The sequence below is a fragment of the Moraxella sp. I5G genome (assembly GCF_055193055.1).
The window spans coordinates 45,388-69,027 of sequence record NZ_JBUXLH010000013.1; the positions used below are offsets into that span (position 1 = coordinate 45,388).

Genomic DNA, 23,640 nt, shown 5'->3' on the forward strand with positions numbered 1-23,640 from the left:
TTTGCAATAGTTTATTAGGTTTTATCATGCTTCTAAGATTCTTAAAATGTGAAATCGCCCGCTATTGTTTATCTAGCCATTTTTCTAGTGCTTCTTGTTTGTGCTTATCATCTGCTAGCGGAAAACCCAGTCTTGCCCGAGCTTTGACATAACTTTCAGCAACTTTACGCGCAAGAGTACGTACCCTTAAAATAAATCTTTGGCGTTCAGTTACACTAATCGCCCCACGTGCGTCCAATAAATTAAAAGTATGACTGGCTTTTAGTACCATTTCATAAGCTGGTAATGGCAAATTTACCCCAACCAATTTATCGGCTTCACTTTCATAAAAATCAAACAATTCAAATAATTTGGCAACGTTGGCGTGTTCAAAATTATAAGTTGATTGCTCTACTTCATTTTGATGAAATACATCCCCATAAGTTATCTTACCAAATTCACCATCTGCCCACACCAAATCATACACGCTATTCACGCCTTGAATGTACATCGCCAAACGCTCAAGTCCATAGGTAATCTCGCCTGTTACAGGAAAACATTCAATGCCACCAACTTGCTGAAAATAGGTAAACTGAGTAACTTCCATGCCATTTAGCCACACCTCCCAGCCAAGCCCCCAAGCTCCCAATGTTGGTGATTCCCAGTTGTCTTCGACAAAACGTACATCGTGAGTCAATGTATCAATACCCAAGGCTTGCAATGAGCCCAAATAAAGCTCTTGAATATCGGGTGGATTGGGTTTTAGTACTACTTGAAATTGATAATAATGTTGTAAGCGATTTGGGTTTTCACCATAACGCCCGTCAGTAGGTCGGCGAGATGGCTGAACATAAGCAGCATTCCATTTTTCTGGTGTTAAAGCTCTTAAAAAAGTTGCGGTGTGAAAGGTTCCCGCTCCAACTTCCATATCATAAGGCTGTAAAATCACACAGCCACGATTTGCCCAATAGTTTTGTAGGATTAAGATTATTTCTTGAAATGTTAAAGTTTTTGCTGTCATAAATGAATACCCAAAAATTTTTGGTTATTCTATCATAAACCACCGCAAAACTTAAAACCTCAATGCAAAAAAGCCACAATGCTAGAAAGTGGCTTTACAACTGGTCAATGTGGTTAAATTTATCTGACCGCCAAACAAGTAGAACAGCACAGCATCAATTTTCTAACCGTCCAGTATTTTGGCAATTAATATAAGAATTTTGCGTCGCATCTGGCATCAGCACCCACATAATTCCATAAGCTACCATTGCCATTGGCAAGGTAACAAACGCACTTAAAATAATAATTACCCAAAATAAGATTCGCACATTGGTTGGTGACCAGCCAACATACTCTGCAATACCGCCAAGCACGCCTGCAACCAAACGATTGTTTCTTGAGCGATGTAATTTAGCCAATCTTGCCATGATAAACCCCCGTGCCATCAGCTAATTGCTGATTTAATAATAGATATTAAATTGATTCGACTTATTATGTGCCGATTGTGTGTCAAAGTTCAAGAAATTTTCGCCAGTAATTTGTTATAATTGGGTAAAAAGTTTTAAGCATTTTTAAGTATTGTTTGCGGTATTGATTGTATTTTTACAAAAGTTACAAAAATGAGCCAGAATCATACTGGCTCATTGCAAATCAACCATTTAGCAAACTATTAAGAGTTTAAGCATTATCGTTAATTGCCTGAATTGCAGTCAAGGCAATGGTATAAACAATGTCGTCCACCAAACAGCCTCGAGACAAGTCATTAACAGGTTTATTTAAACCTTGAAGCATAGGTCCTACGCTAATAACGCCCGCATTACGTTGAACTGCTTTGTAGGTTGTATTGCCTGTATTTAAATCAGGGAAAATAAATACATTGGCTTCACCTGCCACTGATGAATTTGGAGCCTTTTGTTTACCGACGCTTGGTACACTTGCCGCATCAAACTGAAGAGGTCCATCAACCTTAAGCTCAGGCGCTTTTTCGCGAATCAGTGCAACAGCATTTTTTACTGTTTCTACATCTTCACCAGAGCCTGAATTCATAGTTGAGTAGCTAATCATAGCAACTTTTGGATCAATACCAAATGCTTTAGCACTGTGAGCAGACTGAATGGCAATTTCAGCAAGCTGTTCTGCGGTTGGGTTTGGATTGACCGCACAGTCGCCATAAACAACCACTTGTTCAGGAAGTAGCATAAAGAATACACTAGACACCAAAGAATATTCTGGAGCGGTCTTAATCAACTGAAATGCTGGACGAATAGTATCAGCGGTTGTATGTACCGCACCCGATACCAAACCATCTACATCGCCCATATGCAGCATCATAGTTCCCAATACAACCGTATCAGTTAGGGCTTTTTTAGCACCTTCTTCATCAATTTTGCCTTTACGACGCTCAACCATTGGCGTCACATACTGATCAGCAATGCTTGCAGGTTCAATAATTTCAATGCTTTCAGGCAAAGTTACACCACGATTTTTGGCAACTTGAATAATCTCTTCTTTATTGCCAAGCAGCACGCATTGAGCAATGCCACGACTTTGACAAATGGCTGCTGCTTCTACTGTACGTGGTTCATTACCTTCAGGCAATACAATACGTTTTTTGGCAGATTGGGCAGTTTTAACAACTTGATTACGAAATGCAAAAGGCGATAATTTTTTCTGTCTAGAATTTGATAAATAAGCGCTTAGCACTTCTTTATTGACGTGACGCAAATCACCGTCTTCGGTAGTGCTGGCAATCTCAGTAAATGGTGCAGGAACTGGGCAGTTTTCGGCGGATGCACAAGAAACAATCACTCCAAAAACGCGCTCGCCTTTTGCTCCACCAAATTCAGCTGCATACACCGCCAAATCATCAATGTTATCTGTCACAAAAATAACATCGGCATCCAATGCGTTTGCCAACGCTTTATTAACATGACTTGCATAAGGAGTTTTGTCAGTTGCGACAACGCCACGCACCACCGTTAAATCATCGACCTGATTAGCCACAATTCGCTCTAAAAGCTCATCAAGTTGACCATTACTAATTGCTTGGCGAAGCTGTTCATCGCCATGACCTGCAAAAGGATTTAGCAAACTTGCGTCAATTTCATTGCTTAAATTTTTAGCAACCGCGCCTAGAGCAATTTTTGGAGTGGTAGGAATTAATAATAAAGTTTTCATGGTATCGCTCTTATTCAAAATTAAATCAAAAGTCAGACCAGACAAATCTGACTTTTACCAAAATACTGTAAAATTACAAACCCAATACTTCCAAAGTATCTGTCATGATTTGGAATTCTTCATCAGTTGGAATGACCCACAATTGACGTTGTGAATTTTCGGTGTGGAAAGCACCTTCAGCGCCACGAATCAGTTCAGCGTTTTTAGCATTATCCACATCAAAACCAAAATGACGTAAATTTGCCACAATCTTAGCACGCATATCACTGCCGTTTTCACCGATACCGCCTGTAAAGACAATACCAGTAAATTCAGGCAGTGCGCAGCTTAAACCCGCCAAATATTTAGCAACACGGTAAGCAAACATTTCAAGTGCTAAAATTGCATCTTTGTTGCCTTCTTTAGCGGCTTGTTCAATGGTGCGCATGTCATTAGACAAGCCAGATACACCCAAAAGTCCACTTTTTTTATTGAGCAATGTATCCACTTCTTCAATAGACAATCCCATAACACGATGCAAATGAATGTGCAAACTTGGGTCAACATCTCCGCTGCGAGTACCCATCATCAAGCCTTCAAGTGGTGTCAAACCCATACTGGTATCTAAACTTTTACCATCATAAACAGCAGTTGCTGAACAACCATTACCTAGATGCGCTACAAGCCAGCCGTGTTTTCCTTCTTTATTAGTCAATTCACTAGCGCGATGGGAAACGTAGTGGTGTGATGTACCATGAAAACCATAACGACGAATGCTGTGTTCTTCATACAATGATTTTGGAATGGCGTAGCGGAACGCTACTTCGGGCATGGTTTGATGAAACGCTGTATCAAATACCGCTACTTGAGGTAAGTTTGGATAAATTGCCAATACCGCTTCTACACCAGCTGCATTAGCAGGATTGTGTAATGGAGCAAGGATGGACAAACGTTTGATTTCACTCAATACATGCTCATTGATACGCACCGCTGATGAAAACTCACGACCACCATGCACCACGCGATGACCAACTGCCACGGGATGATATTGCTCAATTAAGGCAAGAATTTTTTGCAAAGCCAGCTGATGAGTTGCACCAGGTATGCTGATTTCTTCTTTGCTACCGTCTAGATGTTTATGTTTAATGCGAGCATCTGCGTTGCCAAGCGCTTCAGCAAGCCCTTCAATGCGAGTGCTTCCATCTTGACTAATCAAAGCATATTTGATAGAAGAAGAACCACAGTTTAATACTAAGGTTGGATTGGTTAATGACATGACAATTCCTTTATAACTAAAAAGGTGAGAACATTTGCTAAAAAGAATCGCTTTTTGATAAGCGACCCTGTTACCCAAAATATTCGTCATTATAACAAACATAATTAAAATAACACAATAACAGCATTTAAAAACTCTTTAGTGTAAATCAAAACTTTATCAGGCTTTATGTTATAATAACCCATTTATTTTTGATTTTAGATGACCCATAATGTTAAAAATTTTTTCTTTACTGGCACTTTTATCTGTTTTGTCTGCTTGTGGTCAAAAAGGAGCATTATACCTTGCTGAGAAAAACCCAAGCCAAAGACCATTGTTTGAATCCGATTCTTCAGTAGATTCATCAAAAACTTATCAATCTGATGAATCTGAAAATCACATCAATGATTATTAAAATACCTATTTCTCACAATCACCAGACTTAACACAGTTTAATGAGTAGTCCAATTAAACAAAAGATAATTTAATCATGATTTGATTTAATACCATAGATTAATTTTAATAAATTTTAAATAAATAAACTAAGGCAAATTGTAATGAGCATTCCTATTTTAACCAATGATGAAATTACCAAAATGAAAATTGCAGGTCAGCTTGCTGCTGAAGTTCTACAAGTTTTAGACCCTTATGTAAAAGCTGGTATTAGCACAGGTTTTCTGGACGATTTAGCATATAAACACATTACTGAAGTTCAGCATGCCATCCCTGCTTGTCTAAATTACAAAGGCTATCCTTTTACTTTATGTACATCCATAAATCATGTCGTTTGCCATGGCATGCCCGACCATCAGCGCATTTTAAAAGACGGTGATATCATCAATATTGATGTTACTGTGATTAAAGATGGTTATTACGGCGATACATCAGCTATGTGGATTATTGGCGAAGGTTCAGTTATGGCAAAACGCATTTGTGATACTGCCCAAAAAGCTCTGTATGCTGGCATGAGTGTGGTTAAAAATGGCGCTCGGCTTGGCGATATCGGAGCAGCTATCCAAAAAGTGGTAGAGCCTGAACGCTTTAGTATTGTTCGTGAATTTTGTGGTCATGGCATTGGTAAAGAATTTCACTGCGAACCTCAAGTTTTACATTATGGTAAACAAGGTACAGGCATTGAACTTAAAACAGGTATGGCATTCACCATTGAACCCATGATTAATCAAGGCGTATGGCAAACCAAAATTATGAAAGACGGTTGGACAGCCATCACCAAAGACCGTAAACTTTCTGCTCAATGGGAACATACGCTGATTGTTACTGACAACGGCTGCATTGTAACCACAGCTCGACCAGATGAAGATTTAAGCTGGGTTAAACAATAAACCATAAATAGAGTGCTGCTTGGCACTCTTTTTTTTAATCCAAATTACCAAAGACGATAAAATGGATAATTCAATCATTAACCTGCCCAATTTCCCTGATTTTACAGATAATAACTATTTAATCTTCAAAGATTATCTAAAAACTGTCAATCAAATTTTACATGAAACATTATTTACTTTAGAGCAACAAGGTCCTAACGTTATCCAAAACATTCTCATTGCTCGCACACACATCATTGATAAAATTTTAAATACTTTATTTGAGCATTTTTTTACCGATATCAATCATGATATTGCACTATTTGCTGTTGGCGGTTATGGCAGAAGTGAATTATTTCCCCATTCTGACGTGGATATTTTAATTTTTGGCGAAGCGACCAAGAAACATTCCAAAGCTATTGCTCAATTTCATACTGCTTTATGGGACATTGGCATCACCCCAGCCTTATCGGTTCGCACGTACGACCAAACTCTTGATGCGATTACAGACCACACCATCGCTACTGCCCTACTGGAAAGTCGTTTTATTGCAGGCGATGAAATTTTAAAAGACAATCCCATAACAATTGTTAAAAAATCATGGACAGTAAGCGATTTTTATCACGTTAAAATGATGGAAATTCAAAAACGGCATCAGGCACATCACGCCACCGAATACAATCTTCAGCCCCACATCAAAAACACTGTTGGCGGGCTTCGTGATTTACATGTTTTAGGGTGGCTTGGCAAACTTTATTTTAATGATGTTGATGATTTGAGTGATTTGGTCAAAAATAATTTTATCAATCAAAATCAGCTAGACAATCTTAAAAAAGCCAAACACTATCTTTGGTGCATTCGCCATCATTTACACGCATTAACAGGTTGTTATGAAGACCGATTGACTTTTGGTAAACAAAAACAAATTGCTCCATTAATGGGATTTTTTGGTGATGGCAACACGCCTGCTGAGCAATTGATGAAGCAGTACTATCGGCACGCCATGACGATTGCTAGTTTATCAGAATTATTATGTAATTATTTTTATGAAAGTTTTATTTTATTTGAGTTTGATTGCAAAAAAATAGATGATGATTTTAGTCAGATTTGGATAAATAATTCACCAAACATTCCGATTTCAACCGCTGCCATTGATATTAATTACCCTGATGTTTTTACTCAAAAACCTGAAAATTTATTAAAAATTTTTTTGGTTATGGGTCAAAAAAATACTGCAAAACTCACCGCAAAAGCCTTACAAGCTTTATATCAGGCAAAAGACTTAATTGATGATGATTACCGCAAAAATCCCATTCACCAACAACTGTTTTTAGCAAATTTACAGAAAAATAATGCTCTGTTTGAAAGATTGCGATTGATGAAACGTTATGGCGTTTTAAGTAATTATTTGCCTTTGTTTGAACCCATCATAGGATTGATGCAGTATGATTTATTTCATCGCTATACAGTTGATGAGCATACTTTATTATTGGTTTACATATTACAAACTTTAAATCATTTAAATGACACTCAAAAACAGGCATTTGATTTAGTGGGCGAGATTTATCAGCACATTCACCGCAAAGATATTTTAACCATCAGCGCGATTTTTCATGACATTGCCAAAGGTCGTGGTGGCGACCATAGCGAGCTTGGTGCAAAAGATGTATATGAGTTTTGCCTTGGCCATCATATGAGTGAGCATGATGCTGATTTTGCAGCTTGGCTGGTACGTGAGCATTTAACCATGTCGCTTACTGCCCAAAAACAGGATATTTACGACCCTGAAGTGATTAAAAAGTTTGCCAAACTGGTTGGTTCGGTTACTCGCCTAAACCACCTCTATGTTTTAACCGTTGCTGATATGAATGCGACCAACAGTCAGCTTTGGAATAGCTGGCGAGCAGCTTTATTAAAACGGCTTTACTTAAGCACTCATCAAGTATTAACTTTGGGTGAGGCAATTATTGACAAACACTGCTTACTACAAAGTCGTCAAAAAAAAGCAAAAGCTTTGCTTGAGTTTTCTGATGATGTAATTGATGCTTTGTGGAAAAATTTTGGTGAAGCGTATTTTTTAAGCCAAAAACACACAGATATTGCTTGGCAAACACACAAAATTTTAACTCATCAAAACAACCTACCCTTTGTCAGTTTACAAGAACACAGTGATTTAGCATTGGACGCTATGCAGTTATTTGTTTGCATTCCTGACCGAAAAAACTTATTTGCCAAAATGGTCAGTATTTTGGACAGTCTTGGGCTGAGTGTACTCAATGCAAACATTTTAACTGTAAATATTGATGGCACACCTTGTGCGCTAGATACCTATGTGGTCATTGACCGTTTTGCTCTACGGGATAATACAGGGCGATTTATTAGTAAATTTTTAACTGATATTGATGCACAAAATACTCTAAAATCTGAACTGATTTTTAACTTAGACAAAAAATCCATCAAACCCAGCTCAGAATTTGGTCTGGAGCGTTCGCTAAAACATTTTTCAGTTACAACTGATATTTGTTTTGAAAGAGCTAGTATGAGCATTCATCAAAATCATCACAAAATGAGTCTTGTTACTAAAGATTCCACAGGGCTTTTAGCAAAAATTGGTTGGGTGTTTAGTAGACTGAGCATTCAGGTGCATGGTGCCAAAATCACTACAATGGGTGAACGTGCCGAAGATATATTTTTTATCAGTGATAATGGCTGTTTGCTAAGCGATGAAAAATTAACACATTTAAAAAATACATTGCTAAATGAGTTATAAAACAGCAAAAATTGCAATTTGATATTAATGAATTTATAATAATTTTAAATTAGTTATTGGAAAACTTAATGAAAATTAAATTGTTAACATTATTATTTCTAGGCATATTTTCTACAGCAGGCTCTACCCAAACCACCGAAGAAGTCTATGAATTTTGCGAAAATCATGCCAATTTGCCTGATGACTATGAATACAGTTCTTACAATGATTGCACACTTAATGAAAATCTAACCCCAGTTCGCCAAAAATCCACCAATAAATACACTTACGTTGATAAAACAGGAAAAATCATTATGCCCGCTAAATTTGATGAAGCGCATGGGTTTGATGATGGTTTAGCACTGGTCAAACAAGGTGATTTATTTGGTTATATCAAAAAAGATGGAAAATTTGCCATCAAGCCCCAATTCAAAAATGCTTTTGGTTTTCACAATGAACGTGCAAAAGTTTTACAAAATGGCAAATGGGGTTTTATAGACACTCAAGGTAAAGTTGTCATTAAGCCTACTTATGAATACAATCAAACTGCAGACTGGTTTGATGATGGTTTGTTGCTAGCTCAACAAAATGGCAAATGGGGTTTTATAGACACTCAAGGTAAAGTTGTTATCCCGTTTTTCTATGATGAAGCTGAAAGTTTTAGTGAAGGTTTGGCAGTTGTTGGCATAAAAGACGCTGACAGTTCCGCCATAAAATATGGTTATATTAATAAAAAAGGTGAAACTGTTATTTCTTTAAAGTATCGTTATGCAAGCGATTTTGTTGAGGGAAGCGCCTTTGTTGAGATGAATGATAAAATCTACTTTATTGATAAAGACGAACAGCCCATTGATTATAATTAACCATTTATTAATTTTATAACTCATCATTTTTTAAATCAAACATCGCGAAATATGCAATCAGCTATATGGTCATTTACCATACCTACTGCTTGCATAAAAGCGTAACATGTTGTCGCTCCCAAAAATTTAAAACCATCTTTTTTAAGTTGTTTGGCAAATTTTTCACTTATATCAGTTTTAGCAGGAACTTCAGCCAAAGTTTTTGGGCAATTGTCTTTTGGGTAAGTATCAAATTGTCGAATAATCCCCCAAAGATAATCGCTAAATGATTGATTTTCTGTAATTTTTTTATATATTTTAGCATTATGAATAATTGCCAATATCTTTGCTTTATTGCGAATAATATTTTTATTTTGGAGCAATTTTTCAACATCATTGTCATCAAAACAGATAATTTTATCAGGATGAAAGTCATAAAACGCTTGATATAAATATTCTTTTTTTCTAAGCACTAAAATCCAGCTAAGACCAACTTGCATCACCTCTAAACATAAATTGGCAAATAATTCCTGATCATCAAATAATGGCTTACCCCACTGTGTGTCATGGTAATGTTGATATAAAGCATCATCGACACACCAAGAACAGCGAATTAAATGTTCAGCCATTTTAAAAACTCCCAAAAAACTGTTATTATAACAAAAATTTATTTGTTGCTTAGTATTTAATGATGTAATAGCTGTATGAGGAATTTTTATGATTAAACCTTTAGACATTCGTCAATTTACCCCAAGCGAAGATACCGTAATTTGGGACGTTCGCGATGAAATCAATTTTAATGAAGGACATATTGCTTTTGCCAAAAATCAACCTCTTGCCAGCCTAACTAAAGAGCTGCTTGATAATACCCAAGGTGATATTTATGTACTTTGCGGTGGCGGCACAAAAGCTGAAAAAGCCTGTCAGCTTTTAGAAAGTTTTGATAAAAACCGTCAAATCATTCATTTAATAGGCGGAACACGAGCCGCCAAAGCTTTGGGTATGCCAATTATCTCAGAAAATATTTAAAATTTAATTTTATATAAATCAATAAGTTATAAAATTTTATTTATTTTTTTTTAAATCTTACTTGACAATGAAACCTAATGTGCTATCATACGCACCACAAAGACGGAGTGTAGCGCAGCTTGGTAGCGCATCTGGTTTGGGACCAGAGGGTCGGGGGTTCGAATCCCTCCACTCCGACCATATTTGTCAAGCCTTTACCTATTAGGCTTTTTTTATTAGGTTGCTGACATCAACTACTAGAGCGCCTGTAGCTCAGTTGGATAGAGCATCCGCCTTCTAAGCGGGTGGTCGCAGGTTCGAATCCTGCCAGGCGCGCCATTTGCCTGAAGCAATCATAAAATCTTTATGGCGGTTGTAGCTCAGTTGGTAGAGCCCCGGGTTGTGATCTCGGTTGTCGTGGGTTCGAGCCCCATCAATCGCCCCATATTCAAAAACTTCCAATTTTAATAAAATTGGAAGTTTTTTGTTTATATACTTTTCTCTTGAATTTCCCATAAGATTATGCCATGATAGTAGTGATAATGGTTATTACATAACAGTTTAATCATACACTCTTAGGAAACTGCTTATGGCTACCCTCTCTCTTTCTCAAACCAATCATCATTTTGATAATTTGGTTTTTGATGATGCAATTGCTCAAACATTATTAATCCCTTTGTATGGGCGCGCTGTAGAAAGCCGTCAAAAAAATCCTATTATTACCGACTCTTATGCCTGTCAACTCAGCGATTATTTTATTAAAAATGGTCAAAAATTAAGCCAGTTTGGCGATAGACGAAATACCGTTGGCTGTGCAATTCGCGCCAAACATTTTGACAAACAAGCCTTGAACTTTATTCAGCAGTCCATTCAAACCAATCAAAAAGTCCCCATTGTTGTTAATGTTGGCGCAGGACTTGATGCGCGCTGCCAAAGACTTCTGGATATAGATAAAAAAACGGCAAAACAAGCGTTGTTTTATAGTGTAGATTTACCCGAGGTTCTAAATTTTCGTAAAAAATTACTGCCAGTGTGTGATAATGAAATTTTACTGACAGGTTCTATTTTAAAAACTGATTGGCTAGATACATTGCTATTATCTGATTCTAACGCCCGTTTTATTTTTATTATTGAAGGGGTTTTGATGTACTTTGATGAAGCGGATAATCGGCGGTTTTTGCAAAATCTAGCCAATCGTTTTTCTGACTCAGACGTTCATTTTGATATATCTAGCACATTAATTTCTCAACGTTCTGATAAACACATTGCTGTCAAACACGCTAAAGCGCGCTTTAAGTTTGGCATAGATAATCCACTTACCCTACAATCTTGGCATCAAAAAATTAAACTGATTCACACCTACTATTATGGTGATTTTCCAGAAATTAAAGCAATTGGCGCAGTATGGTCAAAATTAATGCGCTACATTCCACTATTTAGACATTCTTTTAAAATGTTGCATTATCATATTTTGGATTAATATCAATCAATTATTTTATCAATGGGAGTTTATTATGTATCAAAACGTTCTACTTGTTACTGATTTAAATGACGACACTGATTTGGTTGCTGCTAAGGCCAAATGGGTATTGCAAATATCGCCAAATATACAACTATCAGTATTGCACATTGTAGAAGAAACCATGCTTGGTTTTGGCTATGAACTTATCCCTGCTTCAGCATTACATGAAGAAATTGATGAAGAGCGCTGTCAAACAGCGCGTACCCGTTTAGCTCAAGTGCTTGAAAGAAATGACCTACAAGCCCACGACGCTAAAATCAAAACCGCCATTTCTGGTCGTCGTGGCATTATTGATTATGTCAATAACAATGCCATTGACTTGGTTATTATTGGCAGACACAAACGTACAGGGCTTTCAGCTTGGCTTGAAGGTTCAACCGCCGATAGCATTTTACCCAACCTAAACAGTGATGTTTTGGTAGTGCAGCTAACCAGCAATAAATAATTTTTAAATTCAATACATTATTAATAAACAAATAAAACCACTTATTTTATAAGCGGTTTTATTTTTTGATGCTACATGCATAAATTATTTTTTAAATTATTTTTTACAAACAGTAGCGATTAATTTATTTGCAGCTTCATCATTGCTTTCTTGAGCATTTTTTAACTCATCTTCAGAAAATGCTTTATAATCGGGATATTCAAACTCTTCAGCTTCTAATTTTTCACCTTTAGCATCAAATAAACTAACCGCCACAGGTGCTGATAATTTATACTGACAATCAACAATCATCTGCTGACGCACCAAAGCTGTATTATCTTCAGGAATTGGTTTTTGGGTCATTTCCACCACAACTGCAATCAAACCATCATCGGACTGTTTCACACTGTCTGGAATGTAGTAGGTTTTACGTTCATCTTCTGGTTGATCAAGCAGTAACTTGCGTTCACCTTCTATATCATCAGACTGTTTTTCTACTTGGTTTTTATCCGCTTTAGCAGCGTTGACCATTTGCTGATTATCTGTTTGTTCAGCTTTTTTTGATGTTGATTGTTCGGCTGTTTTTGGTACTGGAACTGCTGCATTTTTATCATCATTTTGACACGCAGTCAATAAACAAACACTAAGAAGCCCAACACCAAGATATTTAAAAACCATCATATTTTTCCTCAAGATGCAAAAACCTAAATTGATTATAGCTAACAATTATTTTAAATAAGTATACTTTATGTTATCAAATCATAAAATGATTCAAAAAAAGAATGGCAATCAATTTAGGTACTATTTAGATCAATCAGCCAAAAATCTTTGAGATGCTTACTGCAAAGACCTGCAATGTTGCAGTATTAATCACGTCCACAAAAAACGCTCCCACCATTGGCACGACCAAAAATGCCTTATGTGATGGCAGATAACGGTCAGTAATTGCTTGCATATTGGCAATTGCTGTTGGGGTTGCCCCAAGCCCAAAGCCGCAATGTCCAGCCGCCAAAACTGCGGCATCATAATCTTTACCCATAATGTAAAAGGTTACAAAATACGCATACAAAATCATAGCAACGGTTTGGGTGAGCAAAATAATCAGCATAGGACCTGCCAAATCGGTCAATTCCCACAGTTTTAACGACAAAAGCGCCATTGCCAAAAATAAACTTAACGATGCGTTACCAAATACATCAATGGCCCTGTCAAACATATCAAAATTAAAAATTTTGGTCAAAACATTGCGTAAAATTACCCCGCCTGCCAAAGCCCAAACAAAGGTTGGTAATTCAAACCAAGTGTCTTTTGCAATATCAGTCATGACACTTGAAAACACAAGACAAGCAGCAAACATCGCCAATGTTTCAATCGTTGACGATGCGGTAATTAAACGAATGTTGTCAGGTTTTTCAAAAATTTCTTTATTAGCATCTTCACTTTGGGTATGTTTAGTGCTATATAATGACTGTTCATCGGTCAATTTTTCCAAATCCGTGCGGTTCTCATTCGCTAAATTTAGTTTGATGCCTAATTTTTTAATTAAATGTTTTGCTACAGGACCGCCAATCAACCCACCTGCCACAAGTCCATAAGTTGCTGCTGCGATACCAATGGTGGTTGCTCCTGTAACATTATATTTATTTTCTAAAATTGCGCCCCATGCCGCCGCTGTACCATGTCCACCCGTTAAAGCAACCGAACCTGCTACTAGTCCCATTTGTGGGTCAAGACCAGTTACCTTTGCCATAACAACGCCAACAATATTTTGGGAAAAGATAAATACTGAAACCACAATAGTAAAGATAAATAATGGTTTACCACCTGCTTTTAAACGGCTAAAATCAGCACTCAAACCAATAGAAGTAAAGAACATCAACATACACGCGGTTTGCAATTCTTTGGTGATATTAAACGTAATAATACCAGCTGCATTTAATCCATAAACCAGCGCTGCCGCCACAAGACCGCCAGCGACAGGTTCGGGAATATTAAAATCTTCTAAAAACTTAATGCGTTTAACCAAAAAACGACCTAAAAGCAGTACAAGCGTTGCCAGAATCAACGTATAATAGCCATTGAGCGTAACAGTATGCACTATTATCTCCTGTTATTAAATAAATATTACAAAACCCAATCAAAACACTTTAAATAAAAATGATTATCATTTAAAATAAAATACTTAATTTATTGTAACAGATGATTAATTTTTTGTAAAATAAAAGATATTTATTAAGAAAAGCGATAAATTTTCATTATAAATTAAATAAATAATTGTTTATCTACAATATTTTTCGAATTAAACTTTATTTTATTTTTAAAATAGGCGTATAATAATTTTTTTATCAAAGGAAACCATTATGTTTTTTGCCAGCTTTGATGTTGATAAATTAACCATAAAAGATGCGCGCACTATTATTGAAAATATCGCTGACCACAATCAAATTCAACAGTTATTAAGCGATAAAGAAAGAAATAAACTTGAAGAAATTGCCAGTCCCATTTTTACGCTTGGAAAATCCGAGCAAGAAATTTATCAAGCTTTAAAAGACTTTTTTAAAGATTTTTCTGTAACAGTACCCACTGGGGAAACTTATCGGTTTTATCATGATGAAGCGGTTAATAAAATGTATTTTGCCGATGATGCAGGTTATGTGGAAGCTCAAAAATTTGCTCGTCAAAAACAATCCCTTGAAAAAGAATAATCGTTTTAAACATCACAGTTATCATTTATGCTCGCTAAATTTTTATCAAATCACATTCCTGCATTTCATGCGTTAAATTTGCAAGTTATTTTACAAAAACCTGATGAAGTAAGGATTTTGGCACCCTACCAAGAAAATCACAATCATCATCAAAGTATCTTTGGGGGCAGTCAAGCATTGGTGGCAACTTTATCGGCTTGGTCGTGGGTGCATTTAAACTTTCCAAAAAGTCAAGGTAATATTGTAATTGCAACCAGTCAAATCAAATACATTCGCCCTGCCAAATCTGATATTATTGCCATTACTAAAAACCCAGATACTGATGCATTGCATCATGCAAAAACCATTTTAGATAAAAAAGGTAAAAGCAAAATCACCTTAACTTGTCAATTATTTTGCAGTGATGAATTGGTCAGTGAATTTATTGGAGTATTTGTTATTTTTAATCACAATTAATTATTTTATTTATTAATCCTAATATTTTTTTATATTATTAAATTAAATTTAAGCACACTTAAATCGTATTTTTATTGTATACATTTTTTATTTTATTAAAATAAACAAATAATCAATAAATTTTTGATTTGGTGGTAAAATTTACTAAATTATGATAAATTAAATCATTTTTGATTTCAGGCATTTTTATTTAAGAGCAGGATTATGACTCGCATTGAACGCACTTTTGATACTTTAAAACAACATGGCAAAAAAGCTCTTATCCCTTATATCATGGCAGGCGACCCCAATCCAGAAGTGACTGTGGATTTGATGCACAGATTGGTCGTCCATGGTGCTGACATGATTGAAATTGGTTTACCATTTTCTGACCCTATGGCGGATGGCAAAACCATTGCTTTAGCGGGAGAACGTGCTTTGATGGGTGGCACCAGCACTAAAAAAGCCATTGAAATGGTTGCCAAATTTCGACAAACCAATCAAAAAACCCCTGTTTTATTAATGGGTTATCTCAATCCAATGGAAATTATTGGTACGGATGAATTTGTTCAATTGTGCAGTCAGGCAGGTGTTGATGGCTTACTGCTAGTGGATTTACCCCCAAACGAAACCAGCGCGCATTTTAGCCAAATACTGAAAAATTATGCAATAAATCAAATTTTTCTACTCGCCCCCACCACCGAAGAAGAACGTCAAAAAACCGTTCTAGAACAAGGTTCAGGCTTTATCTATTACGTATCCTTAAAAGGCGTAACAGGCTCAAAAGCGCTTGATACCGCCGATGTCAGTAAACACGTTGAGCAAATTAAAACAAAAACTGATTTGCCTATTTGCGTGGGTTTTGGAATTCGTGATGGTGTTTCTGCTAAAGCCATTGCAGGTTCTGCCGATGGTGTAATTGTTGGCAGTGAGCTTGTACGCCATTTTGAAAAAGTTGGTGATGGTGCAGATAAAATCACTCAAGCAATTGAGCAAATTTTATCCAAAATGGACGAATTACGCCAAGCTATTGATGAATTGTCAAGTTAAAGCAGGCTGATAATGTAAGCTGATATCAAACATGAAAAAACTTTTGCTAAATAAATAAAACAATTGTAAACTATATTAGTTCTATCAATTTTCTTTAGGAATTTTTATGACTGGTGAAACTCAAGTTTCCGAGCCAACTGTTTGGCTGTATCGCTCTATACCTTCCATCAAACAAGACCGCATACCAACACCATCAGCGGTAGAAACTGAACCTTCAACAGAATGCCCCAACTGTCATTCTTTAACCACTAACACATCCTTAATTTTTAATCAGTACGTTTGCCCTGACTGTGACCATCATCTGACTATGTCAGCACGTAAACGTTTGGAATGGTTTTTTGATAATATCGATGAAGAGCTTGGACAAGAGTTTACTGCGGGTAATCCTTTAAATTTTGTAGATTCTAAACCCTACCCTGAACGCATGACCAGCGCCCAAAAAAGCACTGGTGAATCGGAAGCCTTGATTGTTATGTCAGGCAAAATTAAAAATTTAGAATTGATTGCTTGTGCTTTTGATTTTAAATTTATGGGCGGCTCCATGGGTTCAGTGGTTGGAGACCGCTTTGTGCAAGCTGGCGAAAAAGCTCTTAAAGAAAGAAAGCCACTCGTGTGCTTTGCCGCATCAGGTGGTGCTAGAATGCAAGAAGGTTTATTATCCTTAATGCAAATGGCGCGTACATCAGCCATCATTGAAAAACTTCGCTTAGCAGGTGTGCCTTATTTGGTAATATTAACCAACCCCGTGTATGGCGGCGTAACAGCAAGTCTTGCCATGCTTGGCGACATACATATCGCTGAACCACGCGCTATGATTGGTTTTGCTGGTAAACGTGTTATTGAACAAACGGTGCGTGAAGTACTTGATGAACCGTTTCAGCGGGCTGAGTTTTTATTAGATAAAGGCACTGTCGATATGGTTGTGCATCGTCATCAGCTTACCAGTACCATTTACCGAGTTTTGGCAAAATTAACCAAACTGCCTAATATTAATTGATTTTAACCTTCATTATTTTATCCAAGATATATTTTTGATAACCGCGCTGTTTGTTTAGTGCGGTTTTTGGATTGTTTTTATGAGTACATCAGTTTATCAAAATACAATAAACGCTTCTGATTTAAAGAGCGTCAGCGACTGGCTTAATTACATGGGTAGCATTCATGTTTCCGCTATTGATATGGGGCTTGAACGGGTGTTACCCATTGCCAATCAATTACAACTTTTTGAATTTAATGAAAAAAAACCTTATATTTTTACCGTTGCTGGCACTAATGGCAAAGGTTCCACTACATCCGCCATTGCCAATATTTGCCAACAAGCAGGATTAAAAACTGCGCTTTATCAGTCGCCACATCTTATTTCTTTTAATGAACGCATTCAAATCAACGGGCAAATCATTGATGACGATAGTTTAATCTCTGCTTTTTCTGCTGTAGAAGCGGCTCGAGTTTCTTGCCAATTAACCTTATCATTTTTTGAGATGACGACACTGGCGGCGTTTTATATTTTTCAAAAACAAAATTGTGATGTTTGGGTGCTTGAAATTGGACTCGGTGGGCGGCTTGATGTTGTCAATATTTTTGATGCTGATTTGTGTGTTATTACCAATGTTGGTATTGACCACACCGATTGGCTTGGTGATACGCGCGAAAAAATTGCCTTTGAAAAAGCAGGTATCTTACGCAAAAATCGTACACTGATATTTGGTGAAAGAGACCTACCAAATAGTCTAAATGATGCAATTTGTTACCATCAAAATGCCATGATTCAGTTTGGGCGGGATTTTTATTATACAAAAAATGCTGATTCATTTATTTATTCAGCTAAAAATATTACTTTATCTTTGCCCAATATCCATATATCACCCATCAATGCCAGTATTGCCATCAGCACTGTACTGGCTAGCAATTTAAATATTCACATCAATCATATCATTCAAGGCATCAAAAACACTCGCTTAAATGGCAGATTTGACAAACGTGATTTGAAAAACCGTCACTGGTTGTTTGATGTCGGACACAATGAGCATGGGATACATTTTTTATTAAATCAGTTTAAACCTTATTGGCAAAATTTTAATCAAAAAAATCCAACGGCAAAATTACACATTGTGTTTTCCATGCTCGCTGACAAAGATAACGATGCCGTTTTATCATTAATCAGTAAAGCTAATCTACCCATCTACAGTTGGCATATTGGCAAAATTAACAATGTTCGTGCAAGCAGCCCAAATGCTTTAATAAACAATCTCTTGCACCACATCCCCAATGCTTGTTATCAGGATTATGACTCTGTTGCTGCAAGTGTTTTTGGAGCGATCAATGCCAGTAATGAAGGTGATTTGATTTTATGTTTTGGTTCGTTTTATACCATCAGTGAAAGTTTGATTGCCCTAGGCGCTGAACATCAACCTAAATCATAAATGATTGAAACATTTGATAATAAATATTGCGTGTTTTTGTTGATATTTATGGTAAGATATTGTGGAATTTTTGTCATTGATTTTTAGCTTTTGTTTAAAATCAAGGCAAAATTTGCTTGCTTTACATGTTGGATTGTTGTTTAATTCAACACTTTTAAATGTTCATTTATTATCATTACTATTATTGGCATAATAATATGATTTCAAAACAATTATTATTGGGCGGAAGTCTTTTACTTGGTGGTAGCGTCGCCCTGATTGCACTTACCCAAAAAGACGATAAAACCGAAACTCAAACGGTCAAACAAAGCTCCATCAAAGCCGAAGAAAAGGTAGCTCACCCAAAGGTTGTGCCTTTGACTGCCGACTATGACACCGAAATCAAGATTTTACAAGCAAAACAAAAAGAAAGAGAAGCTCAACAAGCACAGTTGGATAAGGCATCCGCAGAACGGCTAAATACTCAGGAAAAAGCCAATCAAAATGCTGAGGAAAAAGCCAGAAAAGAAACTGAAGAAAAGGCAGAAGCGCAAAGAAAAAAACAGCTGGATAAAACCGCTTTAGAAACACAAAAAAACGATACTCAAGACGACACAGACAGTCAAAAACTTGACAGTACACCTGTAACACCAATGGTAAAAGTACGTCCTGAAGTTATCGCTGCTGAAGCTAAAGCCAAGAAGGCTGAAGAAGAGCGAAAAGCCGAAGCTAAAAAAGAAATTGAGCAAAAACCTAAAGAAGTAGCTAAATCTCAAGAAGTTAAAAAGATTGAACCAAAACCTGAAAACAATAAAGCTCCTAATAAGGCTGGACAACATACGGTTGTCAGTGGTGATAATTGGTTAAGACTGTCTCGACAATATGGCATCCCTGTTTCGGTTTTAGCAAGTGCAAATAATATGGGACGCAACGATGCATTGCCTGTTGGTAAGACCATCAAAATCCCTTCAAAAGTCGAAGCTGAACGCATTGCCAAAGCCAATGAAGCCAAAAAAACTGAAGTTGCCAAAAAAGAAACGCCAAAAAAAGAAAATAGTAAACAGCCAGTTCATCGCTACAGTGTACAGGTGGCTTTACTAGAAAATGCTGAAAAGGCCAATGAAGTTGCCAAACAATATAAAGCAGCAGGCTATAAAGTATCGACCAGTCAGACCAGTAAAGGCGTTCGCGTACTTGTGGGTTCTGAGAAAAGTTATGATGCTGCACACACACTGGAGAAAAAAGTGGCAAATGACAGTCGCGTTAAAACCACCAGCACCTTTGTTAAAAAGCTGGAAGAATAGCAACCATCTAAGTTGATTTATTTTATAAATTTATTGACAATTAATTAATATTTAACAGAGAACATCATGACTGAACATTCGCAATTTTTAACTGATATTGCAAGCCAAATACCCGATTTAACCATCAAAACCGATGCAGATAGTCTTGAGAATTGGGGCAAAGATTGGACAAAACATTTCACCCCCAATGCCAGTGCTATTTTATTTCCAAAGAGCACAGAGCAAGTTGCTCAAATTGTTAAAATCGCCAACAAGCACAAAACATCCCTAGTGCCCAGTGGTGGTCGTACAGGATTGTCAGCAGGAGCAGTAGCCAGTGCTGGTGAAGTGGTGATTAGTTTTGACAAAATGCATGCCATTGGCAATTTTTTCGAGGCTGACCGTATGGTTGAGGTGGAAGCAGGTGTTATCACCAAAACTTTACAAGAATTTGCTGAAAGTAAAAATTTATATTATGCAGTGGATTTTGCATCCAGTGGCTCAAGTCAAATTGGTGGCAATATTAGCACCAATGCAGGTGGCATTAAGGTTATTCGCTACGGCATGACACGCAATCAAATTCTAGGTTTGACCGTAGTGACAGGTAATGGTGATATTTTAGAATTAAACGGTGGTATGCTTAAAAATGCCACAGGTTATGATTTTCGTCATTTATTTATCGGAGCTGAAGGGACTTTAGGGTTTGTTACCAAAGCTTTGATTAAACTAGAAAAACCGCCGGTAAATCTCACTGCAATGGTGCTTGGTGTACCTAATTTTACCGCGGTGGTTAAACTATTAGATAAGTTTAGTAAAACCATTCATTTAACAGCCTTTGAATTTTTTGATGAAGTTGCTTTAAATAAAGTACTCGATGCCGGACACGCCAAATCACCATTTGATAGTCGTACACCCTTTTATGTTTTGCTTGAATTTGAGGCTGTAAGTGATGCTGTTTTAGATGAAGCAATGGCAATTTTTGAAACTTGCGCTGAAGAAGAACTGATTGTTGATGGCGTTATGAGCCAAAGCATTGACCAGTTGCATGAATTATGGAAACTTCGCGAATCAATTTCTGAAACCATTTCAGTATTTACCCCTTACAAAAATGATATTTCAGTATTAATCAGTCATTTAGACAATTTTATTCATGATATTGAAACAATTGTAAATAAAAATTATCCTGATTTTGAAATATGCTGGTTTGGTCATATTGGCGATGGAAATTTGCATTTAAATATTTTAAAACCTGAAAATTTATCCAAAGATGAATTTTTTTCTAAATGTCAAATTGTCAATCAATATGTTTTTGAAACTGTACAAAAATATAAAGGTTCAGTTTCTGCTGAACATGGTGTTGGTATGACCAAAAAACCTTATTTAAATTATACCCGCAGTCAAGCTGAAATCGCTTATATGAAAAAATTAAAAGCAGTTTTTGATTCTAATGGAATTATAAACCCCGGAAAAATATTTGACTGATAATTAGATTATTTAAAATGGCGTTTTTTAACGTCATTTTTTATTTTTGTCATTTACTTATTTCACCAAGGTTCATTATATGTTGCGATGTGCTATTTTTGCTGATATTCATGGAAAATTTTTATTACCTTTTAAATTAGTTTATCATTATCAGAAAATTACAGGTGAAACCATTGATTTTATTTTACAATGTGGTGATATGGGTATTTTTCCAAATAAAAATACCTTGGATAAAGCTACATTGCGCCATGCTAAAAATAGCCGTGATGAGTTGGGCTTTATGGATGATTTTATTGTTAAAAACCCTAAAATTGCAAAATTTTTAGATGAACTCAATATTCCTATGATTGGAGTACATGGTAATCACGAATGTCATGATTTTTTAGATGCCTTGGAAAACAATCATGCCAATTTACCTTATTTTAGTGTTGATGTTTATCAAAAAGTGTTTATTTGTCGCACGGGCTCTCCTTTTGTATTAACAAATCATCAAGATAGTTTAAATATTTTAGGCATTGGTAGAATTGGTGACAATAAAGAACGTGATGACAAAAGATTTATCCAGGATTATGAAAAGAAACATTTAAAATATTTAATAAAAAACCCAATTGATATTGATGTCTTAATTAGTCATGATGATTATTTAGATAGTATTCGTGGTTATGGTATGAAAGAAATCAATGAAATACTAAATAATATTCCTATTGCTTATCATTTTTATGGTCATACTGGTGAAGATTTTTATCAAAAGATTCACGACAATCAAATTATAAAAAGCATTAAAATAAAGGAATTAGAATTTAACCAATATGGTAAATTACAAGAAGGATGCATGATAATACTAGAAAAGGAAAACCAAGCGATTCGTATTAAAACAGTTCCGCTATATCAAATCATTCATTTTGATAAGCAGCATTGGAAAATTTTTTAAAAAATAACCATTTATTAAAACTTCAATAAATGGTTATTTAATAACACTATTTTAATAACGGTATTTTACCAGTAAACCCCTACTTTTAAACCTGCTTGATGCTGTTTTTCCTGCTGTTTACTTTGAGTTTGGGCAGCATAAGCTGAAAAACTCCAACCGCCAAAACTGGCTTGCAATCCAATTTCTTTTTGCCAACGGCTATCCAGACTTTGATTGAGCATCGCCTGATTTACTTGAGTGGTAAATTTAGCATTTGAAATATCAAGATAATGAATTGAAACTTGTGGTGTAATCGTTAAATTATCACGTGGTGTAAAAGTATATTTTAAAGTTGCGCCAGCTTGATAAACATTAAATTGGTTTTTTGGTGTATGAACTTGCACCTGATCATACACGTAACTAGTTCCTGAAAATTGGTAATGATGAGTGCTAAAATTAGGCTGGATACTCAATTTATCTAAATCAAACTGATAATCAAACCCCACACCCAAGCTTGTAATATGGCGTCTGATATCGGCATCTTGGGTTTTGCCAAAAATTTTACTAAAATGAATACCACGGCTGGCATCTAATGTCATATTGATGCCATTTTCAAATCGGGATTGAGTAAACGCAGATACCATATTTAAACGACTTTTCCCATGAATGTCATCATCAAATTCATTCTTGGTACGTGCATAAGAAAGCAGCAAACCTGCGCGATAATTATCTTGAATATGTTGCAAACCAAGCTGATTTAAATGGGTTTTTTGCTGATAATCACGAAAATCATCAGAATGATAACGCCCCGAAAATTCAGTTATATTGTGCCAGATATAAGAAGAATTTTGTTCAAACATGTGTTTATTTAATTCATTTTGAATCAATAAACTACCATTAAGCGATGAAGAAAGTTCAGATAAAGCACTGTTGGCATAACGACTGATTAAATCTTTTTGTTTTGGTTGCAGACTCTGATGTTGTGTTGTTAAAAGCGCTTGCTCTTTAACTAAGCGAGCTGCGGCTTCTTCGGCTTTGCGTTTTTCTTCAGCGAGACGCGCAGCTTCTTGAGCTTGAGCTTCAGCGATTCGGGCTTCCTCTGCTAAGCGAGCAACT

Annotated in this window: 23 protein-coding genes and 3 tRNA genes; 18 read left to right on the plus strand and 8 right to left on the minus strand. The window is 36.2% G+C overall.

Features of this window, described 5'->3' with window-relative positions:
* Positions 1–61: 61 nt before the first annotated feature.
* The 4 genes from glyQ to ACZBKJ_RS07880 form a co-directional block, all read right to left on the minus strand.
* Positions 62–1,000: a glycine--tRNA ligase subunit alpha gene (gene glyQ, locus ACZBKJ_RS07865; RefSeq protein WP_463200459.1), complete on the minus strand. Its 939-nt coding sequence runs from the start codon at positions 998–1,000 to the stop codon at positions 62–64.
* A 154-nt stretch (positions 1,001–1,154) separates the two neighbouring features.
* Positions 1,155–1,406, minus strand: coding sequence for a PspC domain-containing protein (locus ACZBKJ_RS07870; protein WP_463200460.1), 252 nt, complete (start codon positions 1,404–1,406; stop codon positions 1,155–1,157).
* A gap of 250 nt (positions 1,407–1,656) precedes the next feature.
* Positions 1,657–3,156 (minus strand): phosphate acetyltransferase, encoded by a 1,500-nt coding sequence (gene pta, locus ACZBKJ_RS07875; RefSeq protein WP_463200462.1) that lies wholly within the window; start codon positions 3,154–3,156, stop codon positions 1,657–1,659.
* A 73-nt stretch (positions 3,157–3,229) separates the two neighbouring features.
* Positions 3,230–4,411: an acetate/propionate family kinase gene (locus tag ACZBKJ_RS07880; protein ID WP_463200464.1), complete on the minus strand. Its 1,182-nt coding sequence runs from the start codon at positions 4,409–4,411 to the stop codon at positions 3,230–3,232.
* A gap of 211 nt (positions 4,412–4,622) precedes the next feature.
* Between ACZBKJ_RS07880 and lptM the strand changes: the two genes are divergently transcribed.
* The 4 genes from lptM (at position 4,623) to ACZBKJ_RS07900 (ending at position 9,324) form a co-directional block, all read left to right on the plus strand.
* On the plus strand, positions 4,623–4,805 hold the full coding sequence (lptM, locus tag ACZBKJ_RS07885) for an LPS translocon maturation chaperone LptM (protein ID WP_463200465.1): 183 nt from the start codon (positions 4,623–4,625) through the stop codon (positions 4,803–4,805).
* Positions 4,806–4,941: 136 nt separating this feature from the next.
* Positions 4,942–5,733 carry a type I methionyl aminopeptidase gene (gene map, locus ACZBKJ_RS07890; RefSeq protein ID WP_463200492.1) on the plus strand — a complete coding sequence of 264 codons (792 nt, stop codon included), beginning with the start codon at positions 4,942–4,944 and terminating at the stop codon, positions 5,731–5,733.
* A 61-nt stretch (positions 5,734–5,794) separates the two neighbouring features.
* Entirely contained in the window at positions 5,795–8,482 is a 2,688-nt protein-coding gene (gene glnD / locus ACZBKJ_RS07895; RefSeq protein ID WP_463200466.1) for a [protein-PII] uridylyltransferase, read from the plus strand.
* Positions 8,483–8,550: 68 nt separating this feature from the next.
* Positions 8,551–9,324, plus strand: coding sequence for a WG repeat-containing protein (locus ACZBKJ_RS07900; RefSeq protein ID WP_463200468.1), 774 nt, complete (start codon positions 8,551–8,553; stop codon positions 9,322–9,324).
* A gap of 35 nt (positions 9,325–9,359) precedes the next feature.
* Here ACZBKJ_RS07900 and ACZBKJ_RS07905 read toward each other — a convergent pair whose 3' ends face one another.
* Positions 9,360–9,932 carry a DNA-3-methyladenine glycosylase I gene (locus tag ACZBKJ_RS07905; protein ID WP_463200470.1) on the minus strand — a complete coding sequence of 191 codons (573 nt, stop codon included), beginning with the start codon at positions 9,930–9,932 and terminating at the stop codon, positions 9,360–9,362.
* Positions 9,933–10,020: 88 nt separating this feature from the next.
* Here ACZBKJ_RS07905 and ACZBKJ_RS07910 point away from each other — a divergent pair, with 88 nt between their 5' ends.
* The 6 genes from ACZBKJ_RS07910 (at position 10,021) to ACZBKJ_RS07935 (ending at position 12,278) form a co-directional block, all read left to right on the plus strand.
* Entirely contained in the window at positions 10,021–10,332 is a 312-nt protein-coding gene (locus ACZBKJ_RS07910; protein WP_463200471.1) for a rhodanese-like domain-containing protein, read from the plus strand.
* Between the two features lie 103 nt (positions 10,333–10,435).
* Positions 10,436–10,512, plus strand: a tRNA-Pro gene (locus ACZBKJ_RS07915).
* Positions 10,513–10,573: 61 nt separating this feature from the next.
* Positions 10,574–10,650, plus strand: a tRNA-Arg gene (locus ACZBKJ_RS07920).
* A gap of 30 nt (positions 10,651–10,680) precedes the next feature.
* Positions 10,681–10,756, plus strand: a tRNA-His gene (locus tag ACZBKJ_RS07925).
* 144 nt (positions 10,757–10,900) lie between these two features.
* Positions 10,901–11,791, plus strand: coding sequence for a class I SAM-dependent methyltransferase (locus ACZBKJ_RS07930; protein ID WP_463200473.1), 891 nt, complete (start codon positions 10,901–10,903; stop codon positions 11,789–11,791).
* A gap of 34 nt (positions 11,792–11,825) precedes the next feature.
* Positions 11,826–12,278, plus strand: a complete 453-nt coding sequence (locus ACZBKJ_RS07935) for a universal stress protein (protein WP_463200474.1) — start codon at positions 11,826–11,828, stop codon at positions 12,276–12,278.
* A 96-nt stretch (positions 12,279–12,374) separates the two neighbouring features.
* Here ACZBKJ_RS07935 and ACZBKJ_RS07940 read toward each other — a convergent pair whose 3' ends face one another.
* Both ACZBKJ_RS07940 and gltS read right to left on the minus strand, forming a co-directional pair.
* A complete protein-coding gene (locus tag ACZBKJ_RS07940; RefSeq protein ID WP_463200475.1) occupies positions 12,375–12,938 on the minus strand; it encodes a hypothetical protein in 564 nt (187 codons plus the stop codon).
* A 133-nt stretch (positions 12,939–13,071) separates the two neighbouring features.
* Positions 13,072–14,355, minus strand: coding sequence for a sodium/glutamate symporter (gene gltS, locus ACZBKJ_RS07945; RefSeq protein ID WP_463200476.1), 1,284 nt, complete (start codon positions 14,353–14,355; stop codon positions 13,072–13,074).
* A gap of 262 nt (positions 14,356–14,617) precedes the next feature.
* Here gltS and ACZBKJ_RS07950 point away from each other — a divergent pair, with 262 nt between their 5' ends.
* The 8 genes from ACZBKJ_RS07950 (at position 14,618) to ACZBKJ_RS07985 (ending at position 22,545) form a co-directional block, all read left to right on the plus strand.
* Entirely contained in the window at positions 14,618–14,962 is a 345-nt protein-coding gene (locus ACZBKJ_RS07950) for a hypothetical protein (protein ID WP_463200477.1), read from the plus strand.
* A gap of 27 nt (positions 14,963–14,989) precedes the next feature.
* Positions 14,990–15,418, plus strand: a complete 429-nt coding sequence (locus ACZBKJ_RS07955) for a YiiD C-terminal domain-containing protein (protein ID WP_463200478.1) — start codon at positions 14,990–14,992, stop codon at positions 15,416–15,418.
* A gap of 204 nt (positions 15,419–15,622) precedes the next feature.
* Positions 15,623–16,447: a tryptophan synthase subunit alpha gene (gene trpA, locus ACZBKJ_RS07960; RefSeq protein ID WP_463200479.1), complete on the plus strand. Its 825-nt coding sequence runs from the start codon at positions 15,623–15,625 to the stop codon at positions 16,445–16,447.
* Between the two features lie 106 nt (positions 16,448–16,553).
* A complete protein-coding gene (accD, locus tag ACZBKJ_RS07965) occupies positions 16,554–17,444 on the plus strand; it encodes an acetyl-CoA carboxylase, carboxyltransferase subunit beta (protein ID WP_463200480.1) in 891 nt (296 codons plus the stop codon).
* Between the two features lie 79 nt (positions 17,445–17,523).
* Complete coding sequence (locus ACZBKJ_RS07970; protein WP_463200481.1) at positions 17,524–18,870, plus strand: bifunctional folylpolyglutamate synthase/dihydrofolate synthase; 1,347 nt, start codon at positions 17,524–17,526, stop codon at positions 18,868–18,870.
* A gap of 197 nt (positions 18,871–19,067) precedes the next feature.
* Positions 19,068–20,153: a LysM peptidoglycan-binding domain-containing protein gene (locus ACZBKJ_RS07975; protein WP_463200482.1), complete on the plus strand. Its 1,086-nt coding sequence runs from the start codon at positions 19,068–19,070 to the stop codon at positions 20,151–20,153.
* Positions 20,154–20,219: 66 nt separating this feature from the next.
* On the plus strand, positions 20,220–21,614 hold the full coding sequence (locus tag ACZBKJ_RS07980) for an FAD-binding oxidoreductase (RefSeq protein WP_463200484.1): 1,395 nt from the start codon (positions 20,220–20,222) through the stop codon (positions 21,612–21,614).
* 79 nt (positions 21,615–21,693) lie between these two features.
* Positions 21,694–22,545 carry a metallophosphoesterase family protein gene (locus ACZBKJ_RS07985; protein WP_463200486.1) on the plus strand — a complete coding sequence of 284 codons (852 nt, stop codon included), beginning with the start codon at positions 21,694–21,696 and terminating at the stop codon, positions 22,543–22,545.
* A 65-nt stretch (positions 22,546–22,610) separates the two neighbouring features.
* On the opposite strand, the gene ACZBKJ_RS07990 is transcribed toward ACZBKJ_RS07985, so the two are convergent.
* Positions 22,611–23,640 (minus strand): autotransporter outer membrane beta-barrel domain-containing protein (locus ACZBKJ_RS07990; RefSeq protein ID WP_463200488.1); only part of this gene is annotated, 1,030 nt, incomplete at its 5' end.

What these genes read in the sequence shown, in the direction of transcription:
- ACZBKJ_RS07900 (WP_463200468.1), top strand. Translation starts at nt 8,551, where the DNA reads ATGAAAATTAAATTGTTAACATTATTATTTCTAGGCATATTTTCTACA.
- glnD (WP_463200466.1), top strand. Translation starts at nt 5,795, where the DNA reads ATGGATAATTCAATCATTAACCTGCCCAATTTCCCTGATTTTACAGAT.
- glyQ (WP_463200459.1), bottom strand. Translation starts at nt 1,000, where the DNA reads ATGACAGCAAAAACTTTAACATTTCAAGAAATAATCTTAATCCTACAA.
- ACZBKJ_RS07930 (WP_463200473.1), top strand. Translation starts at nt 10,901, where the DNA reads ATGGCTACCCTCTCTCTTTCTCAAACCAATCATCATTTTGATAATTTG.
- ACZBKJ_RS07935 (WP_463200474.1), top strand. Translation starts at nt 11,826, where the DNA reads ATGTATCAAAACGTTCTACTTGTTACTGATTTAAATGACGACACTGAT.
- ACZBKJ_RS07905 (WP_463200470.1), bottom strand. Translation starts at nt 9,932, where the DNA reads ATGGCTGAACATTTAATTCGCTGTTCTTGGTGTGTCGATGATGCTTTA.
- ACZBKJ_RS07955 (WP_463200478.1), top strand. Translation starts at nt 14,990, where the DNA reads ATGCTCGCTAAATTTTTATCAAATCACATTCCTGCATTTCATGCGTTA.
- ACZBKJ_RS07940 (WP_463200475.1), bottom strand. Translation starts at nt 12,938, where the DNA reads ATGATGGTTTTTAAATATCTTGGTGTTGGGCTTCTTAGTGTTTGTTTA.
- ACZBKJ_RS07970 (WP_463200481.1), top strand. Translation starts at nt 17,524, where the DNA reads ATGAGTACATCAGTTTATCAAAATACAATAAACGCTTCTGATTTAAAG.
- ACZBKJ_RS07975 (WP_463200482.1), top strand. Translation starts at nt 19,068, where the DNA reads ATGATTTCAAAACAATTATTATTGGGCGGAAGTCTTTTACTTGGTGGT.
- trpA (WP_463200479.1), top strand. Translation starts at nt 15,623, where the DNA reads ATGACTCGCATTGAACGCACTTTTGATACTTTAAAACAACATGGCAAA.
- ACZBKJ_RS07980 (WP_463200484.1), top strand. Translation starts at nt 20,220, where the DNA reads ATGACTGAACATTCGCAATTTTTAACTGATATTGCAAGCCAAATACCC.
- ACZBKJ_RS07985 (WP_463200486.1), top strand. Translation starts at nt 21,694, where the DNA reads ATGTTGCGATGTGCTATTTTTGCTGATATTCATGGAAAATTTTTATTA.
- ACZBKJ_RS07870 (WP_463200460.1), bottom strand. Translation starts at nt 1,406, where the DNA reads ATGGCAAGATTGGCTAAATTACATCGCTCAAGAAACAATCGTTTGGTT.
- ACZBKJ_RS07910 (WP_463200471.1), top strand. Translation starts at nt 10,021, where the DNA reads ATGATTAAACCTTTAGACATTCGTCAATTTACCCCAAGCGAAGATACC.
- ACZBKJ_RS07880 (WP_463200464.1), bottom strand. Translation starts at nt 4,411, where the DNA reads ATGTCATTAACCAATCCAACCTTAGTATTAAACTGTGGTTCTTCTTCT.
- accD (WP_463200480.1), top strand. Translation starts at nt 16,554, where the DNA reads ATGACTGGTGAAACTCAAGTTTCCGAGCCAACTGTTTGGCTGTATCGC.
- pta (WP_463200462.1), bottom strand. Translation starts at nt 3,156, where the DNA reads ATGAAAACTTTATTATTAATTCCTACCACTCCAAAAATTGCTCTAGGC.
- ACZBKJ_RS07950 (WP_463200477.1), top strand. Translation starts at nt 14,618, where the DNA reads ATGTTTTTTGCCAGCTTTGATGTTGATAAATTAACCATAAAAGATGCG.
- lptM (WP_463200465.1), top strand. Translation starts at nt 4,623, where the DNA reads ATGTTAAAAATTTTTTCTTTACTGGCACTTTTATCTGTTTTGTCTGCT.